This window comes from Streptomyces sp. NPDC057136 (assembly GCF_042670885.1).
Lineage (GTDB): Bacteria > Actinomycetota > Actinomycetes > Streptomycetales > Streptomycetaceae > Streptomyces.
On the sequence record NZ_JBHUUV010000022.1, the window covers coordinates 89190 to 105521 of the forward strand.

The 16332-nt window shown below is 69.4% G+C and carries 17 protein-coding genes, 5 tRNA genes and 2 pseudogenes; 7 read left to right on the forward strand and 17 right to left on the reverse strand.

Annotation, left to right across the window (positions count from 1 at the left end; all coding sequences use genetic code 11):
- Positions 1-51: 51 nt before the first annotated feature.
- Positions 52-1668 carry a DAK2 domain-containing protein gene (locus tag ACFT7S_RS24685; protein ID WP_382735400.1) on the reverse strand — a complete coding sequence of 539 codons (1617 nt, stop codon included), beginning with the start codon at positions 1666-1668 and terminating at the stop codon, positions 52-54.
- Positions 1669-1927: 259 nt separating this feature from the next.
- Here ACFT7S_RS24685 and rpmB point away from each other — a divergent pair, with 259 nt between their 5' ends.
- The gene (rpmB, locus tag ACFT7S_RS24690) at positions 1928-2113 is read left to right on the forward strand and encodes a 50S ribosomal protein L28 (RefSeq protein ID WP_003965989.1); all 186 of its coding nucleotides are present in this window, start codon (positions 1928-1930) and stop codon (positions 2111-2113) included.
- Between the two features lie 96 nt (positions 2114-2209).
- Here rpmB and thiD read toward each other — a convergent pair whose 3' ends face one another.
- Together thiD and ACFT7S_RS24700 are read right to left on the reverse strand one after the other, a co-directional pair.
- Positions 2210-3019 (reverse strand): bifunctional hydroxymethylpyrimidine kinase/phosphomethylpyrimidine kinase, encoded by an 810-nt coding sequence (gene thiD, locus ACFT7S_RS24695; protein ID WP_382735332.1) that lies wholly within the window; start codon positions 3017-3019, stop codon positions 2210-2212.
- A gap of 10 nt (positions 3020-3029) precedes the next feature.
- Positions 3030-4001: a thiamine-phosphate kinase gene (locus ACFT7S_RS24700; protein WP_185298270.1), complete on the reverse strand. Its 972-nt coding sequence runs from the start codon at positions 3999-4001 to the stop codon at positions 3030-3032.
- 320 nt (positions 4002-4321) lie between these two features.
- On the opposite strand from ACFT7S_RS24700, the gene ACFT7S_RS24705 reads away from it, so the two are divergent.
- Together ACFT7S_RS24705 and ACFT7S_RS24710 are read left to right on the forward strand one after the other, a co-directional pair.
- Positions 4322-4555: an Lrp/AsnC family transcriptional regulator gene (locus tag ACFT7S_RS24705; RefSeq protein ID WP_382735334.1), complete on the forward strand. Its 234-nt coding sequence runs from the start codon at positions 4322-4324 to the stop codon at positions 4553-4555.
- Between the two features lie 20 nt (positions 4556-4575).
- On the forward strand, positions 4576-5064 hold the full coding sequence (locus tag ACFT7S_RS24710; protein WP_382735336.1) for a DUF3515 domain-containing protein: 489 nt from the start codon (positions 4576-4578) through the stop codon (positions 5062-5064).
- Positions 5065-5101: 37 nt separating this feature from the next.
- Here ACFT7S_RS24710 and ACFT7S_RS24715 read toward each other — a convergent pair whose 3' ends face one another.
- The 3 genes from ACFT7S_RS24715 to ACFT7S_RS24725 form a co-directional block, all read right to left on the reverse strand.
- Positions 5102-6274 carry a D-alanine--D-alanine ligase family protein gene (locus tag ACFT7S_RS24715; protein ID WP_382735337.1) on the reverse strand — a complete coding sequence of 391 codons (1173 nt, stop codon included), beginning with the start codon at positions 6272-6274 and terminating at the stop codon, positions 5102-5104.
- 78 nt (positions 6275-6352) lie between these two features.
- Positions 6353-7363 (reverse strand): NAD(P)H-dependent glycerol-3-phosphate dehydrogenase, encoded by a 1011-nt coding sequence (locus ACFT7S_RS24720; protein ID WP_382735339.1) that lies wholly within the window; start codon positions 7361-7363, stop codon positions 6353-6355.
- Positions 7360-8112 (reverse strand): lysophospholipid acyltransferase family protein, encoded by a 753-nt coding sequence (locus tag ACFT7S_RS24725; RefSeq protein ID WP_382735341.1) that lies wholly within the window; start codon positions 8110-8112, stop codon positions 7360-7362. The genes ACFT7S_RS24720 and ACFT7S_RS24725 overlap by 4 nt, the downstream gene beginning before the upstream one ends.
- A 149-nt stretch (positions 8113-8261) precedes the next feature.
- Between ACFT7S_RS24725 and cofC the strand changes: the two genes are divergently transcribed.
- On the forward strand, positions 8262-8945 hold the full coding sequence (cofC, locus tag ACFT7S_RS24730) for a 2-phospho-L-lactate guanylyltransferase (RefSeq protein ID WP_382735343.1): 684 nt from the start codon (positions 8262-8264) through the stop codon (positions 8943-8945).
- 10 nt (positions 8946-8955) lie between these two features.
- Complete coding sequence (locus ACFT7S_RS24735) at positions 8956-9159, forward strand: hypothetical protein (RefSeq protein WP_382735345.1); 204 nt, start codon at positions 8956-8958, stop codon at positions 9157-9159.
- Positions 9160-9261: 102 nt separating this feature from the next.
- On the opposite strand, the gene ACFT7S_RS24740 is transcribed toward ACFT7S_RS24735, so the two are convergent.
- The 4 genes from ACFT7S_RS24740 to leuC form a co-directional block, all read right to left on the reverse strand.
- Positions 9262-9939 (reverse strand): HU family DNA-binding protein, encoded by a 678-nt coding sequence (locus ACFT7S_RS24740; protein ID WP_382735347.1) that lies wholly within the window; start codon positions 9937-9939, stop codon positions 9262-9264.
- Between the two features lie 143 nt (positions 9940-10082).
- On the reverse strand, positions 10083-10310 hold the full coding sequence (locus ACFT7S_RS24745) for a hypothetical protein (protein ID WP_382735349.1): 228 nt from the start codon (positions 10308-10310) through the stop codon (positions 10083-10085).
- Positions 10311-10414: 104 nt separating this feature from the next.
- Complete coding sequence (leuD, locus tag ACFT7S_RS24750) at positions 10415-11008, reverse strand: 3-isopropylmalate dehydratase small subunit (protein WP_382735350.1); 594 nt, start codon at positions 11006-11008, stop codon at positions 10415-10417.
- 2 nt (positions 11009-11010) lie between these two features.
- Positions 11011-12438, reverse strand: coding sequence for a 3-isopropylmalate dehydratase large subunit (gene leuC / locus ACFT7S_RS24755; RefSeq protein WP_382735352.1), 1428 nt, complete (start codon positions 12436-12438; stop codon positions 11011-11013).
- Between the two features lie 174 nt (positions 12439-12612).
- Here leuC and ndgR point away from each other — a divergent pair, with 174 nt between their 5' ends.
- A complete protein-coding gene (gene ndgR, locus ACFT7S_RS24760) occupies positions 12613-13329 on the forward strand; it encodes an IclR family transcriptional regulator NdgR (RefSeq protein WP_003966003.1) in 717 nt (238 codons plus the stop codon).
- A gap of 84 nt (positions 13330-13413) precedes the next feature.
- Here ndgR and ACFT7S_RS24765 read toward each other — a convergent pair.
- Positions 13414-13557 (reverse strand): annotated as a pseudogene (locus tag ACFT7S_RS24765) (DUF4188 domain-containing protein); the annotation flags it as partial.
- Between ACFT7S_RS24765 and ACFT7S_RS24770 the strand changes: the two are divergent.
- A pseudogene (locus ACFT7S_RS24770) lies at positions 13557-13718 on the forward strand (transcriptional regulator); the annotation flags it as partial. The pseudogenes ACFT7S_RS24765 and ACFT7S_RS24770 sit on opposite strands and share 1 nt — an antisense overlap.
- Before the next feature lie 77 nt (positions 13719-13795).
- Here the strand turns inward: ACFT7S_RS24770 and ACFT7S_RS24775 are convergent.
- The 6 genes from ACFT7S_RS24775 to ACFT7S_RS24800 all read right to left on the reverse strand — a co-directional run bounded on the left by ACFT7S_RS24775 (position 13796) and on the right by ACFT7S_RS24800 (position 15997).
- Positions 13796-13868, reverse strand: a tRNA-Glu gene (locus ACFT7S_RS24775).
- A gap of 19 nt (positions 13869-13887) precedes the next feature.
- Positions 13888-13959 (reverse strand) — tRNA-Gln (locus tag ACFT7S_RS24780).
- A 12-nt stretch (positions 13960-13971) separates the two neighbouring features.
- A tRNA-Glu gene (locus tag ACFT7S_RS24785) sits at positions 13972-14044 on the reverse strand.
- Between the two features lie 60 nt (positions 14045-14104).
- Positions 14105-14177: transfer RNA gene (locus ACFT7S_RS24790), tRNA-Glu, on the reverse strand.
- Positions 14178-14196: 19 nt separating this feature from the next.
- A tRNA-Gln gene (locus ACFT7S_RS24795) sits at positions 14197-14268 on the reverse strand.
- A gap of 1144 nt (positions 14269-15412) precedes the next feature.
- Complete coding sequence (locus ACFT7S_RS24800; RefSeq protein ID WP_382735354.1) at positions 15413-15997, reverse strand: hypothetical protein; 585 nt, start codon at positions 15995-15997, stop codon at positions 15413-15415.
- Positions 15998-16332: the final 335 nt, after the last annotated feature.

Sequence of the window (16332 nt, forward strand, 5' to 3'; positions counted from 1 at the left end):
CACGCCACTGACAAATGTCCGGCGGGCGCCCTGTGGCGGGCCCCCGCGCCCCTACTCGACGCCGATCAGCAGGGGTGCCACCTGGTGGCCGCCCCGGTAGACCACCGTGTCCACGGCCAGATACCCCTCGCGTACGTGCTCCGCCAGCGCGTCGGCCAGCGTGTCCGGTACGTCCTCGCCCAGGACCAGCGTGACGAGTTCGCCGCCGGCCGACAGCATCCGGTCCAGGACGGTGCGGGCCGTCGCGGGCACGTCGGCTCCGATGACGGCGACGTCCCCGTCGATCAGGCCGAGGATGTCACCGGCCTGGCAGATGCCCGCCATGGTCCACGACTGCCGCTCGGCGACGGCCAGTTCGGCGTACCGGGTGGCTCCGGCGGCGGCGGTCATCGCCACCACGTCCTCGTCGAAGCCGCGGTCCGGTTCGTGGACGGCGAGCGCGGCGAGGCCCTGGACGGCGGCGCGCGTGGGGATCAGGGCGACCCGGACACCTTCGGCGCGGGCCTGCTCGGCTGCGGCCCCGGCGGTGTGGCGCAGCGTCGCGTCGTTGGGGAGGAGGACCACTTCGCGGGCGTGGGCCCGGCGGATCGCGTCGACCAGTTCGCCGCTGGCGGGCGGCTCTCCGGGGCGCGCGAGCACGGTGGTCGCCCCCGCCTCCGTACACAGCCCCGCGAGCCCGTCGCCCGGGACCACGACGACGACCGCGCGCTGGGCGGGCTCGGCGTGGGCGTGGACCCGGTCGGCGCCGAAGTGGGTGATGCGGATGCGGTACGGCCTGCCGGCCTCGACCCCGGCCTCCACCGCGGCGCCTGCGTCGTCGACATGGACGTGGACGTTCCACAGTCCGTCGCCGCCCACCACGACGAGTGAGTCGCCGAGCCCGTCCAGCCGGGTCCGCAGCCGGTCGACGGCCTCGTCGCGGGCCTCCAGCAGGTAGATCACCTCGAAGGCCGGTCCGTCCGCACCGGCCGCGGCGCAGTCGTCCGCCGGCCTGGGCAGCACATCGGGCACGGCCCACGACGTCCGCGCCGGTGCCTGCCCCGAGACGGTTTCCAGCAGCGCTCCGAGTACGGCCACCAGGCCCCGCCCGCCCGCGTCCACGACGCCCGCCCGTCCGAGGACGGCGAGCTGGCCGGGGGTGGCGGCGAGCGCGGTGCGCGCGCTTTCGTAGGCGGCTCCCACCACGGCCGTGAGGCCCCCGTCGGTGCGTTCCGCCGCTTCGGCCGCCGCGGTGGCCACAGTCAGCACCGTGCCCTCGACGGGGTGGGCGACGGCCTGTCGTGCCGCCGCCGCCGCCCTGGTCAGGGCCGCTCGCAGGTGGTCCGCGTCACCGCCGTCGGCCAGTACCCCGGCCATGCCGCGCAGCAACTGCGACAGGATGGTGCCGGAGTTCCCCCGGGCACCGATGAGTGCGCCGTGCGCCATGGCCCGTATGGCATCGGCCCGGCCGGCCACGGAGGAACCGGTCTCGTGGGCGGCGAACACCGCTTCCACGGCCGCTGCCGCGGACTCCACGGTCAGATAGAGGTTGGTTCCGGTGTCCCCGTCGGCGACGGGATACACATTGATCGCGTCGATCTCCTCGCGCTCCCGGCCCAGGGCCTCCAGCGCCAGTGAGCACCAGGTGCGCACCGCGACGGCGTCCAGATCGTCGGGGAGCTGCGGCACCTGATGGTCCTCCTTGAAGCGGCCGTCGGCGGCGGGTTGCACCGCAGAGTAGCCCGGGGGCCGTGGCTCCGGCGGGGACAGGGGCGGGGCGGGCGACCGGGTGAGACATGGTAGTTTCGTATCTCCGACGCAGCCGTTGTATGCTGCTTCGGTTGCCCGATGAGAGTCGGGCCATTCCCTCCGGTACCGCCACTTCAGTCAAATGAATCCGGCGCGCCGGAATTCACTGTAAGTGCATCTGAAGTCTTTGGAGTGACCCGTGGCTGCCAACTGCGACGTTTGCGGCAAGGGGCCGAGCTTCGGCAACAGCATTTCGCACTCGCACCGCCGTACGTCTCGTCGCTGGAATCCCAACATCCAGCGCGTGCGTGCCGTGGTCGGGCGGACGCCGAAGCGGCTCAACGTCTGCACCTCGTGCATCAAGGCCGGCAAGGTCGCGCGCTGACGTCTCGTCGTAGCGCAGCCTTACCGGTTGCCCAAAAAGCCGGTCCACCTCGGTGGACCGGCTTTTTGCTGTGCCCAGGGGCCCTGCGGGGCCCGGTCAGTGCGAGGTACGCGTCAGCCAGCCGTGGTCGACGGGTCCTATCCCGCCGCCGAGCGGGAAGCCTGCCGCGATCGCCCCGGTGACGTACTCCTTCGCGGCCCGGACGGCCGTCGGTACGTCCTCGCCCCGTGCCAGACCGGACGCGATGGCGGAGGCGAGGGTGCAGCCCGTGCCGTGCGTGTGCCGGTTGTCGTGCCTGGGTGCGCGCAGCCAGTGCTCCTCGTCGCCGTCCGTGAGCAGGTCCACGGCCTCACCCGGCAGATGACCGCCCTTGATCACCACCCAGCGCGGCCCGTGGGCCAGTATCCCGGCGGCGGCCCGCCTCATCCCGGGCTCGTCGGTGACGGCGATACCGGTGAGCTGCGCCACCTCGTCCAGGTTCGGGGTGGCCACGGTGGCGACGGGCAGCAGCTTCGTCCGTACGGAATCCAGTGCCTCGGCGGCCAGCAGCGGATCACCGTGCTTGGAGACGCCGACCGGGTCGACGACGACGGGGGCGTCCGTGTCCGCGAGGAGTGCGGCGACCGTCTCGACGAGGGCGGCCGAGGAGAGCATGCCGGTCTTGACGGCCTGGACCCCGATGTCGTCGACGACGCTGCGGTACTGGGCGCGTACGGCTTCCACCGGAAGTTCCCAGGCGCCCTGGACACCCAGGGAGTTCTGCGCGGTCACGGCCGTCAGCACGCTCATGCCGTGCACGCCGAGGGCCAGCATCGTCTTCAGATCGGCCTGGATGCCCGCACCGCCGCCGGAGTCGGACCCGGCGACGGTGAGGACACGAGGCGGTACAGCGGTGCGTAGGGGCATACGCGGCAATCTACTGGGCGTCCTCGATGTCCCCGAAGTGGTCCCAGCCGCCCTTGCTGGTCCACGGCGCACCGTCGACCGTCACCTGGGGCAGCGCCGAGGGGTTGAGGACCTCGCCGATCACCTTCCAGCGCGCCGGGAGCTTCACGTCCGGCGGGAAGGTCGCCACGATGGCGTGGTCCTCTCCCCCGGTCAGCACCCACTGCAACGGGTCGACGCCGACGGCCTGGCCGATGTCGGACATCTGCGAGGGGATGTCGATGAGTCCGGAGCGCAGGTCGATGCGGACCTTGCTGGACTCGGCGATGTGCCCGAGGTCCGCCACGAGTCCGTCGCTGACGTCCGTCATGGCGGTGGCGCCGAGTCCGGCGGCCGCGGGGCCCGCGTGGTACGGCGGTTCGGGGCGCCGGTGCGCCTCGACGAAGGCGCGCGGTGAACGGAAGCCCCGGGAGAGCACGGCGAAGCCGGCGGCGGACCAGCCGAGCCAGCCGGTGACGGCGACGACGTCGCCGGGCCTGGCGCCGGCCCGGGTGACGGGCTCGTGGTTGCGCAGATCGCCGAGAGCGGTGATCGCGATGGTGATGGTGTCGCCGCGGACGACGTCGCCGCCGACCACCGCCGCTCCCGCGACCTGGCACTCGTCACGGATGCCGTCCATCAGCTCGCCCGCCCAGGTGACCGGGAGTTCGGCGGGCACGACCAGGCCGAGCAGCAGCGCGGTGGGCACGGCGCCCATGGCTGCGATGTCGGCGAGATTCTGCGCGGCGGCCTTGCGGCCGACGTCGTACGCCGTCGACCAGTCACGGCGGAAGTGCCGCCCCTCCAACATGATGTCGCTACTGGCCACGACCCTGCGGTCGGGAGCGGCTACGACCGCGGCGTCGTCGCCGGGTCCCAGCCGTACCGCCGGGGTGGTGGTGAGCCGGGAAGTGAGCTCTCTGATGAGCCCGAACTCCCCCAACTCGCCCACGGTTCCCTTCACCGAGTCTCACCTCTCATATATCGCACCGGACACCTGTCCGGGCTGCTTCAGCGGACCGAGGTCCCGGCCGTGGTCCGTCGGCCGCCAGGGGCTGTCCGCCCCGGGACGTACTGGCATGTCCGTCCCCCTTCTGCACCGGTGGGCTTGCGGTCGCGTGCCGTCACTGCTGTCGGTACCGTCAAGAGATACGTCAACTTCTGTCTTCCGTACGCCACACTGTGGGCGTCATCCGGCCCCCGGGTCTCCCCGTGGCCCGTGGCGACGCGATACCGTGGCGTCCCTTTCCCCCACATGATCCTCGTGGCCGCCCTGGAGGTTCCGTGGTACAGGCGTACATCCTTATTCAGACAGAGGTGGGCAAGGCGTCGACAGTCGCCGAGACCATCGCGAAGATCCCGGGAGTCATTCAGGCAGAGGACGTCACAGGTCCCTACGACGTGATCGTGCGCGCACAGGCCGAAACCGTCGACGCGCTCGGCCGCATGGTGGTGGCCAAGGTCCAGCAGGTGGACGGCATCACACGAACACTGACCTGCCCGGTCGTCCACCTCTGACCCCCGTCTAGGCTGGGCCGGTGACGTACTCCGGCCGCAGGCTCCCCCGTGCGCTTTTCCTCGCCCCCTCCGCTGCCGTGCTCGTCATGGCCGCGGCGGGCTGCTCCTCCAGCGACGCACAGGCATCGATCACGGTTCCCACGCCGTCTTCGGAGGCCGCCGCGTACTGCGAGGCGCTGCACAAGGAGCTGCCGAAGACCGTCGCCGGAATGGACCGGAGCGATCCCGAGCCGGACTCCGACCTCACGGCCGGATGGGGAGACGGGGCGATCGTACTGCGCTGCGGCGTTCCCCGGCCCTCGAAGATGGAGGACGCCCAGTCGGACGCGGTCGACGCGGACGGCGTCAACTGGCTGCTGGAGCAGCGGGAGGGCGCCGGTCCGCGGTTCACCACCACGTACCGCAAGGCGTACGTCGAGGTGACGCTCCCGGAGGAGTTCGCCCACGACATCACACCGCTCGCCGAGTTCGCCGCGTCCGTCGGGAAGACGGTCCCCAAGAGCCTGTAGCAGGCCCCTGGGTCTTCCCGACGGGCGCGGAGGAACGTCAGCGCAGGCCCGTGGGCCTGTTCAGCGCCGCCTGGATCAGCCGGTCCACCAGTTCCTGGTAGTCCACGCCGCTCTCCTGCCACATCCGCGGGTACATGGAGATCGGCGTGAAGCCCGGCATCGTGTTGATCTCGTTGATGACGAAGTCGCCCTCGTCGGTGAGGAAGAAGTCGGCACGCACGAGGCCCTCGCAGGAGGTGGCCTCGAAGGCGGCGACGGCGAGCCGCTGGACTTCCGCGGTCTGCTCCTCGGTGAGCGGGGCGGGCACGAGCCCGGCCGCCGAGTCGATGTACTTGGCCTCGAAGTCGTAGAAGTCGTGCGAGGTGACCGGGGGGATCTCGGCGGGCACGCTGGCGCGCGGACCGTCCTCGAACTCCAGCACACCGCACTCGATCTCGCGGCCCCGCAGCAGCGACTCCACAAGGAACTTGGGGTCGTGGCGGCGGGCCTCCTCGATCGCCTCGTCGAGGCCCGAGAGGTTGTCGACCTTCGTGATGCCCATCGAGGAACCGCCGCGGGCGGGCTTGATGAAGAGCGGGAAGCCGTGCTCGGCGGCGAAGTCCACGATGCGCTTGCGGGCGGTGGGACGGTCGTTGTCCCATTCGCGGGGGCGCACCACCTCGTACGGGCCGACGGGCAGCCCGAAGGAGGTGAACACCCGCTTCATGTACTCCTTGTCCTGACCGACGGCGGAGGCCAGGACACCGGCGCCCACGTAGGGCACGCCGGAGAGCTCCAGGAGCCCCTGGAGCGTGCCGTCCTCACCGTAGGGGCCGTGCAGCATCGGGAAGACGACGTCGACCTCACCGAGGGCCTTGGGGACCGCGCCCGGTTCGGTGTAGACGACTTCGCGGCTGCCGGGGTCGACGGAGAGCACGACACCGCCTTCGTCGGACTCCGCGAGCTGCGCCACGTTCGGCACCTTGCGGTCCGCGATGGCCATGCGTCCGGGATCGTCTGCGGTGAGCGCCCAGCGGCCGTCCGTCGTGATGCCGATCGGCAGGACGTCGTACTTGGTCCGGTCGATGGCGTTCAGTACGGCGCCGGCCGTGACGACCGAGATGCCGTGCTCGGAGCTGCGGCCGCCGAACACGACGGCCACCCGCGGCTTACGGCCCCGCACAGGGCTCTCGGGGCTCTCAGGGCTCTGGGGAAGGTTCTCGCTGCTCATATCGCGATGAGCGTACCTTGCAGGCCCGCGGCCGGGGAGTGCAGGCACGGGGCGTGCGGGAGGCGCGTCGGGAACGGATCAGTGCCGCTCGGGCTTGGCGCTGCGCGCCATCAGCTCCTTGAGCGCGACGACCGGCGGCTTGCCTTCGTGGACGATGCCGACGACGGTCTCCGTGATGGGCATGTCGACTCCGTGCCGGCGCGCCAGATCGAGCACCGATTCACAGGACTTGACGCCCTCGGCGGTCTGCCGGGTGGCGGCGATCGCCTCCTGGAGGGTCATCCCGCGGCCGAGGTTGGTGCCGAAGGTGTGGTTGCGCGAGAGCGGGGACGAGCAGGTCGCCACCAGGTCGCCGAGGCCCGCGAGTCCGGAGAAGGTGAGCGGGTCGGCTCCCATGGCCAGGCCCAGGCGGGTGGTCTCGGCGAGGCCGCGGGTGATGAGGGAGCCCTTGGCGTTGTCACCGAGGCCCATGCCGTCGGCGATGCCGACGGCCAGGCCGATGACGTTCTTGACGGCGCCGCCGAGCTCGCAGCCGACCACGTCGGTGTTGGTGTACGGGCGGAAGTACGGGGTGTGGCAGGCGGCCTGGAGGCGCTGGGCCACCGATTCGTCCTGGCAGGCGACGACGGCGGCGGCGGGGCGGCGCTCGGCGATCTCCTTGGCGAGGTTGGGCCCGGTGATGACTGCGATGCGGTCCGCGGTGACCCCGGTGACGTCGGCGATGACCTCGCTCATCAGCTTGGCGGTGCCGAGTTCGACACCCTTCATCATCGAGACGAGCACCGTGCCGGGTTCGATGTGCGGGGCCCAGTCGGCGAGGTTGGCGCGCAGGGTCTGCGAGGGCACGACGAGAACGGCGAAGTCGGCGCCGCGCAGGGCCTCCGCGGGGTCGGTGGTGGCGCGGACCGAGGCGGGGAGTTCGATACCCGGCAGATAGTCCGGGTTGGTCCGGGTCGTGTTGATGGCCTCGGCGACCTCCGCGCGGCGGCCCCAGAGGGTCACGTCGCAGCCTGCGTCGGCGAGGATCATGCCGAAGGCCGTACCCCATGAGCCGGTTCCGAAGACGGCTGCCTTGGCGGGGTGCGTCACGTGGGTCCCTTTCCCTCTGCCTTGCGCCGTTGCTCAGCGCGGGCCTTGCGGTGATCGTAGAGCTCGGCGGGTGCCTTCTCGCCCCGTACGACCTCCAGCTGTGCGGTGACCGCGGCCATGATGGCCTCGGTCGCCTCGCGCAGCACGTCGGGCGTGGGCTCCATGCCGTAGAACCGGTCGAGGTCCACCGGCGGACCGGCCTGTACCTGGAGGGTCTTGCGGGGGAAGAAGCTGAACTTGTTCTCCGTGGCGTACGGCGGCATCGCGAGGTTGGCGCCCCACTGGGCGACGGGGATGACCGGCGCCCTGGTCATCAGCGCGACCCGGGCGGCGCCGGTCTTGCCGGCCATCGGCCACATATCGGGGTCGCGGGTGAGCGTGCCCTCGGGGTAGAACGCGACGCATTCGCCCCGCTCGATCGCGTCGACGGCGGCGCGGAAAGCGTCCAGCGCATTGGTCGTCTCGCGGTACACGGGGATCTGGCCGGTGCCTCGCAGCATCATTCCGACAAAGGGGGTACTGAACAGTCCCGCCTTCGCGAGCAGCCGCGGCACCCGGCCGGTGTTGTACTGGAAATGTCCGTACGAAAGCGGGTCCAGGTACGAGTTGTGGTTGACCGCGGTGATGAATCCACCATCGGCCGGAATGTGTTCCATTCCCCGCCAGTCGCGCTTGAACAGAACCACCAATGGCGGCTTTGCGATGACCGCCGCCAGGCGGTACCAGAAGCCGATTCTGCGGCGGGACACTCGGACACCTTCCTCTAAGACCTGACCTGCTGCCTGGCTACTGACGGTCAAGTCTCGCCCCAGGCCCCTGCTCTGTCGAGAACACCGTACGCCCCGCCTTCCCGGCCGGACCTCCGGGTTGTCACACCGGCAGGCGAGAATAAGTGGCAATGCGTACGGAGGGGGAGATGGCCACGAACACCGACCTGACCGGGTCCTGGTCCCTGGTCGTCCCGCTGAAGCCGCTCGCGCGGGCCAAGAGCAGGCTGGGGCGGACGGCGGGCGGACTGCTGAGACCCCGCCTGGCCCTGGCGTTCGCCCAGGACACGGTGGCCGCGGCACTGGCCTGCCCGGCGGTGCGGGATGTGTTGGTCGTCACGGACGATCCGGTGGCCGGAGCGGCACTTTCGGCACTGGGGGCACGCATCGTGGCGGACTCACCGGCGGCCGGGCTCAACGCGGCGCTGTCGCACGGTGCGCGTGCGGTGCGGGCGCTGCGGACCGGTGCGGCGGTGGCCGCACTCAATGCGGATCTTCCCGCGCTGCGCCCCGAGGAATTGGCGCGGGTGCTCGATTTTTCTGCCGCATTTCCCCGTGCATTTGTGACGGATGCGGCGAGAATCGGCACGACATTTCTGTCGGCGGCACCCCGCGTGGAATTGTGTCCGGCTTTCGGTGGTCCTTCGAGGGCCCGGCATCTGGCTTCGGGAGCCGCGGAAATTACGCTGTCCGGAATCGACACGGTCCGCCGGGACGTGGACACCGGCGAGGATCTGCGGGTGGCTCTGGCCCTCGGGGTGGGCCCGCACACCGCGGGGCTGCGCGCCTCGGCCGGTCCCGCGCGGGACCGATAAGCTGCCGTTCATGCAGGCGACCGCGTATACGTACGACTCCGAGACCCGCACCGGCAGTGTGCTTCTCGACGACGGCACCCCGGTGGACTTCGACGCCCCGGCCTTCGACGCGGGCGGCCTGCGGCTGCTGCGTCCGGGGCAGCGGGTGCGGATCGAGATGAGCGGCGAGGGCGCCTCGCCGCGGATCAGCCTGGTGACGCTCCAGACGTTCTGATCACTCCGGCCGGTCGCTCCGGATTGCGGAAAAGCCCGCGGGCCGGGCTCCCCAGAGGGAGCCCGGCCCGGCGCGTGTGAGAGGAACGAGCGCTGCCCGTTCTCACTTCTTGCGTGCAGTGGCCTTCTTGGCCGTGGTCTTGCGCGCCGTGGTCTTCTTCGCGGGCGCCTTCTTCGCCGTGGTCTTCTTGGCGGGCGCGGTCTTGCTGGCGACGGCGGCCTTCTTCGCCGGGGTCGCCTTCTTCGCCGGAGCGGCCGCCTGCTTGGCGGTGGCGGCCTTCTTGGCGGTCGCGGTGGCCTTCTTCGCCGTCGCGGTGGTCTTCTTGGCGGTGGCGGTGGTCTTCTTCGCCACGGCCACGGCCTTCTTGGCGGTGGCCTTCTTCGCCACGGCCTTCTTGGCGGTGGCCTTCTTCGCCGCGGCCTTGGTGGTCGTACGGGTGGAAGCACCGCCCGAGAGGCTGCCCTTGGGCGCCTTCTTCACGGCCACATCGTGCTTGGGGAGCTTCTTCGAGCCGCTCACCAGGTCCTTGAAGCCCTGTCCCGCACGGAAACGGGGCACGGACGTCTTCTTGACCCGCACGCGCTCACCCGTCTGCGGGTTGCGGGCGTAGCGGGCGGGGCGGTCGACCTTCTCGAACGAGCCGAAGCCGGTGACCGAGACACGGTCCCCTGCGACAACTGCGCGGACGATCGCGTCGAGTACCGCATCGACAGCGTCTGCGGCCTGCTGACGGCCGCCGACCTTGTCGGCAATCGCTTCTACGAGCTGCGCCTTGTTCACGTCTTCCCCTTCGGAGACATTGCCAGAACGAAAGTGTTCAAGCTTTTTCGCACGTTAGGCAGATATATACCGCAAATCAAACACGAAACGGGCTAATCACCCTAGTGCCGCAACGAAGTCGACTGCTGCGCAGTTCCGCAGAGTCAGTCACCTTCGGGGAATCGGCCCTCATCGAGGTCCTTCATCAACCGGTCCAGACGCCTTGCTGCATCTGGGAGATCGTGCTTCGCCGCAGCCGTGATGACCAGCAGCTTCCGGGACAGCGCCATCCGTACGCCCTCCGGGACTTGCAGTGCGCGCACTGTTGCGTGCGCTTCCTTCAATCGGTCGGCGACTTGGCCATAGAGCCTGAGTTGGCTGTCGCGTTCCATGCACCGATTGTGCCATCTGGGGCGAGTTGTCGCCCGACGGGGTCTCAACAAGCGACTGCGCCCCCTAGCCGAAGGCAGGGGGCGCAGTCCTGGAAAAGCGCTGCTCAGACGTCAATTGTACGCGGCTTGTGGGTCGGCCTTGCCGCCTCATAAGTCGCAATGTCCGCTTCGTTCTGAAGGGTGAGGCTGATGTCGTCGAGGCCGTTCAGGAGCCGCCAGCGGGCGTTCTCGTCGAGCTCGAAGTCGGCCGTGATGCCCTCCGCGAGAACCTGGCGCTTCTCCAAGTCCACGGTGATTTCGGCCGTCGGATCGGCCTCCGTCAGCTCCCACAGCGCGTCCACGACCTTCTGGTCGAGCACGACGGTCAACAGACCGTTCTTCAGCGAGTTGCCGCGGAAGATGTCGGCGAACCGGGAGGAGATGACGGTCTTGAAGCCGAAGTTCTGCAGGGCCCAGACGGCGTGTTCGCGCGAGGAACCGGTGCCGAAGTCGGGGCCCGCCACCAGGACCGAGGCGCCTGCCCGCTCGGGGCGGTTGAGGACGAAGTTCTCGTCCTTGCGCCACGCCTCGAAGAGTCCGTCCTCGAAGCCGTCCCTGGTGACCTTCTTCAACCAGTGGGCGGGGATGATCTGGTCGGTGTCGACGTTGCTGCGGCGCAGCGGGACGGCCCGGCCGGTGTGTGCGGTGAATGCTTCCATGGCTATCGGACTCCGGCGGACGTGAGGGCATCGGACAGATCGGCGGGCGAGGCCAGATGGCCCAGCACCGCGGTGGCCGCGGCGACCTGCGGGGAGACCAGGTGCGTACGGCCGCCCTTGCCCTGCCGGCCCTCGAAGTTACGGTTCGAGGTGGACGCCGAGCGCTCGCCGGGGGCCAGCTGGTCGGGGTTCATACCGAGACACATCGAACAGCCCGCGTGCCGCCATTCGGCGCCGGCGGCGGTGAAGACCTTGTCCAGGCCCTCCTCGACGGCCTGGAGGGCGACGCGCACGGAGCCCGGGACGACCAGCATCCGTACACCGTCGGCGACTTTGCGGCCGTCCAGGATCGAGGCCGCGTTACGCAGGTCCTCGATACGGCCGTTGGTGCAGGAACCTACGAAGACGGTGTCGACCTTGATGTCGCGCAGCGGCTGCCCCGCGGTCAACCCCATGTACTCCAGGGCCCTTTCGGCGGCGTGCCGCTCCGAGGCGTCCTCGTACGAAGCAGGGTCGGGGACGCTGGCCGACAGGGGTGCGCCCTGGCCGGGGTTGGTGCCCCAGGTGACGAACGGCGCCAGTTCGGCGGCCTCGATGACGACCTCGGCGTCGAAGACGGCGTCGTCGTCGGTGCGCAGGGTCTTCCAGTACGCGACGGCCGCGTCCCAGTCCTCACCCTCGGGAGCGTGGTCACGGCCCTGGAGGTAGTCGAAGGTCGTACGGTCCGGGGCGATCATGCCCGCACGGGCGCCGGCCTCGATCGACATGTTGCAGATGGTCATCCGGGCCTCCATCGAGAGCTTCTCGATGGCGGAGCCGCGGTATTCGAGGATGTAGCCCTGACCGCCGCCTGTGCCGATCCGGGCGATGATCGCCAGGATCAGGTCCTTGGCCGTGACACTGTCGGGCAGTTCGCCCTCGACGGTGATCGCCATGGTCTTCGGACGGGCCAGCGGGAGCGTCTGGGTGGCCAGGACGTGCTCGACCTGGCTGGTGCCGATACCGAACGCGAGCGCGCCGAACGCGCCGTGCGTGGAGGTGTGGGAGTCGCCGCAGACCACGGTGGTGCCGGGCTGCGTCAGACCGAGCTGGGGGCCGACCACGTGCACGACGCCCTGCTCGACGTCGCCCAGCGGGTGCAGCCGGACGCCGAAGTCCGCGCAGTTCTTGCGCAGGGTCTCCAGCTGCGCGCGGGAGACCGGGTCGGCGATCGGCTTGTCGATGTCGATGGTCGGGGTGTTGTGGTCCTCGGTGGCGATGGTGAGGTCGAGACGCCGCACCGGGCGTCCGGCCTGCCGGAGGCCGTCGAACGCCTGCGGGCTGGTCACCTCGTGCAGCAGGTGCAGATCGATGAAGAGAAGGTCGGGCTCGCCCTCCGCGCGCCGGACGACATGGTCGTCCCAGACCTTCTCCGCGAGTGTCCTACCCATCGCTTTCCCTCCGGCCGGCGTCTTCGCCGGCCCAACTAGAGATTCGGTGCTCCACCGTCCGGACCCCCGTGCGGGGCGGTGGCTACGGGCCGTTGTGTGGCCGCCCGTACAGGTTCGCAACTTCCGCCGGAAATTGAACTTGCGTTTCACAGAGTGAGACGCGAGTATCGTCGTATGGACAACTCTAGCGGCGTCGGCGTTCTCGACAAGGCAGCTCTGGTATTGAGCGCCCTGGAGTCCGGTCCGGCCACCCTCGCCGGGCTGGTCGCGGCGACCGGGCTCGCACGACCCACGGCTCATCGACTGGCCGTGGCACTGGAACACCACCGCATGGTGGCGAGGGACATGCAGGGCCGTTTCATTCTCGGCCCCCGGCTGTCGGAACTCGCGGCAGCGGCCGGTGAGGACCGTCTCCTCGCGACGGCGGGACCGGTACTCACGCATCTGCGCGACATCACCGGCGAGAGCGCGCAGCTCTACCGCCGGCAGGGAGACATGCGGATCTGTGTGGCAGCGGCGGAGCGGCTGTCCGGACTCCGGGACACCGTGCCGGTGGGCTCCACGCTCACCATGAAGGCCGGCTCGTCCGCGCAGATCCTGATGGCCTGGGAGGAGCCGGAGCGCCTGCACCGCGGCCTCCAGGGCGCCCGGTTCACGGCGACGGCACTCTCCGGCGTACGCCGCCGGGGCTGGGCCCAGTCGATCGGCGAGCGGGAACCGGGCGTCGCCTCGGTCTCGGCGCCGGTGCGGGGACCCTCGAACCGGGTGGTCGCAGCCGTATCGGTCTCCGGGCCCATCGAGCGGCTGACGCGTCACCCGGGCCGGATGCACGCCCAGGCTGTCATCGACTCGGCAGCACGGCTGAGCGAGGCCCTGCGCCGTACGGGCTGACGTACACCCGCTCCACCCCTTCTGCCCGAAGGCCGCCCCAGCGCCGTGGCGGCCCCCCTCAGCCCTTCCGCTCAGTCTTTCCGTTCAGCCTCGCCGTTCCGTGGACGAGCGGTGCGCGAGACGGTCCGCCGCACGGCGGCCTCGCCCCTCGATCGGCAGCACGCCGGTCGCCGCAGCAAGTCCGCACACCGGCATATCGGCGTAGATCGATTCGTACGGGCCCTCAGGAGCACGCCGCTGTCCACGACTTCGACGTCATGGAGAGCTATGCCTCGGAGGCGGAGCAGGTGGAGAACGCGGTCGCGTCAGCCGTGCTCTACGAGCCGCTGCTGATGTCGCTGCGACGTCTGGCACAGAGCGAGGAATCGGCCCGGCGGAACGGTCTCTGAGCCGCCGGCGCTCGTCACGGCCGTCACAAGAAAAGGCCCCTCACCGAAGTGAAGGGCCTTTTCCTGTCGAGCTGTTGTACCCCCGACCGGATTCGAACCGGCGCTACTGCCGTGAGAGGGCAGCGTGCTAGGCCGCTACACAACGGGGGCTTGTTACTTCGGACTTGCGCTGGGCTACCAGGACTCGAACCTAGAATGACGGTACCAGAAACCGTAGTGTTGCCAATTACACCATAGCCCATGGTGTTACAAGTACCCCCGACCGGATTCGAACCGGCGCTACTGCCGTGAGAGGGCAGCGTGCTAGGCCGCTACACAACGGGGGCCCTAGCGATCCTGCATCAAGAACGTGGGTGCGACCCAGATGTTCTCGCGGGAAGGATCTGTACCCCCGACCGGATTCGAACCGGCGCTACTGCCGTGAGAGGGCAGCGTGCTAGGCCGCTACACAACGGGGGCTTGTTACTTCAGTCTTGCGCTGGGCTACCAGGACTCGAACCTAGAATGACGGTACCAGAAACCGTAGTGTTGCCAATTACACCATAGCCCACTGAAACGCAACCCCTTGGGGGGTTTCATTTCTGTCTGCGCTTCCCTGCCGGATCTTTCGTCCCGCTCGGGCGGCGCAGGAAGAACACTACCCGAAGGTGTCCGGCGCTCCAAAACGGGTTAGCGACCACTCCTGGCGCAACGGCCCAGCGCCGGTCACTGCAGACATCATTCCACCCGCACTCCACCTGACGCAGACCCCGACATGCGTACATGCATTCGATTTGAGTTCATACGTCGGAGTGAATGCGCCGCATGCAGGCCGGTAGTAGCTGCAGTACGGCTGATGCTGAGGTGGACAGGCGGTGGGCCTGGATGGTTACGCACGACATGACGAGTGGGGTGAGTACGGAGTGGCGGGGAAGCGGACGAGAGGGGGGAAGCTACGTGACCTGCGCCCGTTCCGCCCGCTTGCGGCTCCGTACGTGGTGGCGGCTCCGGGCGGTGCTCGGGTACGGACCAGACTGCGGGTAAGTGCGCGGGACACTGTGGTACTGACTGCCGTTGGCGCACACCTGGGGTCGTTGGCGGGTCAGGACCTGGCCGCACGGGTCGCACGGGTCGCACGGGGCAACGTACTTAAGAGGGACAACGGTCGCGCAGGCCGGAAGAAAGCGATGACGCCCGATTGCTCGTCCCGGTGGGCGGGATCACTTACCCGGGTAAGTGAGGACCAGTACCAGCTCGCAATGCGCTCCCTACGTGCCAAAGCCACTCAACGGGCCCGGGCCATCAGAGCTATCGAGGCACGCCTCGCCGTGCCGTTCGGCGAGCGGGTCCAAGTGGGACGGCGCACGGTGCGTGGATACCGGGACGGAGCGGAGCGGCACGCGAAGCAGAGGCGCCTGCAAGCGCTGAAGGCCGATCTGATGCAGACCCGGCGGCAGATCGCCGCAGGGCGGCCGTCGGTAGTCCGGGGCGGCCGTCGCCTGGCCAACTCACGCCATCACCTCCACCACACCGTACCCGGGCCCCGTCCGCTCACCCATTCCGACCACGAAGCACTGACCGTCGCCTGGCAGGACGATTGGAGAGCCCGGCGGGCATTTCTCACCGCCGACGGTGAGTCGGGAGCCCCGTTCGGAAATTACACAATCAGTATCGACCCGCGCACGGGACAGGTCGCGCTGGTCCTGCCCGCGCCACTACGGAAGACATATGCGAACGCGCCCCGGGGCCGGTACGTGCTGGACGCGCCCGCCACGTTCACCCGCCGGCAGGGGGAGTGGCGAGATCGAGCCGAAGCGAACGCCTCCATCAGGTACGACATCCATCGGGATGCCGGGCGAGGCAGGTGGTACGTCGATGCCTCTTGGGCCACCACAACCAGCACGCCAATCGCCGTCCCAGAGGTGGCGTCCCTCATCGTCGGTAAGCGGGTCCTCGGAGTTGACCTGAATGCCGACCACCTGGCCGGCTTCGTCCTCGACGGACACGGCAACCCCACCGACAAGCCGATCGTCATCCCTCTCCACCTGGCGGGGCTTCCCGCAGCCACCCGCGACGGGCGCCTGCGAGCAGCCATCAGCGAGCTGATTCACATCGCCCATGAGCAAAAGTGCGTTGCAGTCGTAGTAGAAGACCTGGACTTCGCTGACGCCCGGAACGCAGGCCGCGAAACCATGGGGCGCGGCAGACGCGGCAAAGCGTTCCGCCGTACTGTCGCCGGTATTCCCACCGCCCAGTTCCGCGACCGGCTCGCCGGCATGGCCCACCACGCGGGACTGCACGTCGTTGCCGTCGACGCGGCCTACACCACTCAGTGGGGACGCCGATACTGGCAGACCCCCCTCAACCACCGCACCCAATGCACCACTCAACCTGCAACCATTACCGCGTCGGGGCACCACGCCGCCGCAGTGGTGCAGGGACGACGTGCCCAGGGCCATCGTGCCCGGCGCAGGGAAGGCGTGACCCGACAAACCTCCACCCCACCTGGGGTTGGGGCCGTGCGAGCTGTGCATCGCACCGGGAGAGCTGCCTCCACAGCCGGATCACGCGCCCCGGGCATGAGCACCGAGGACCGGACAGCCCCGCAACGGACACCCCGCAACGCGCCCAATCG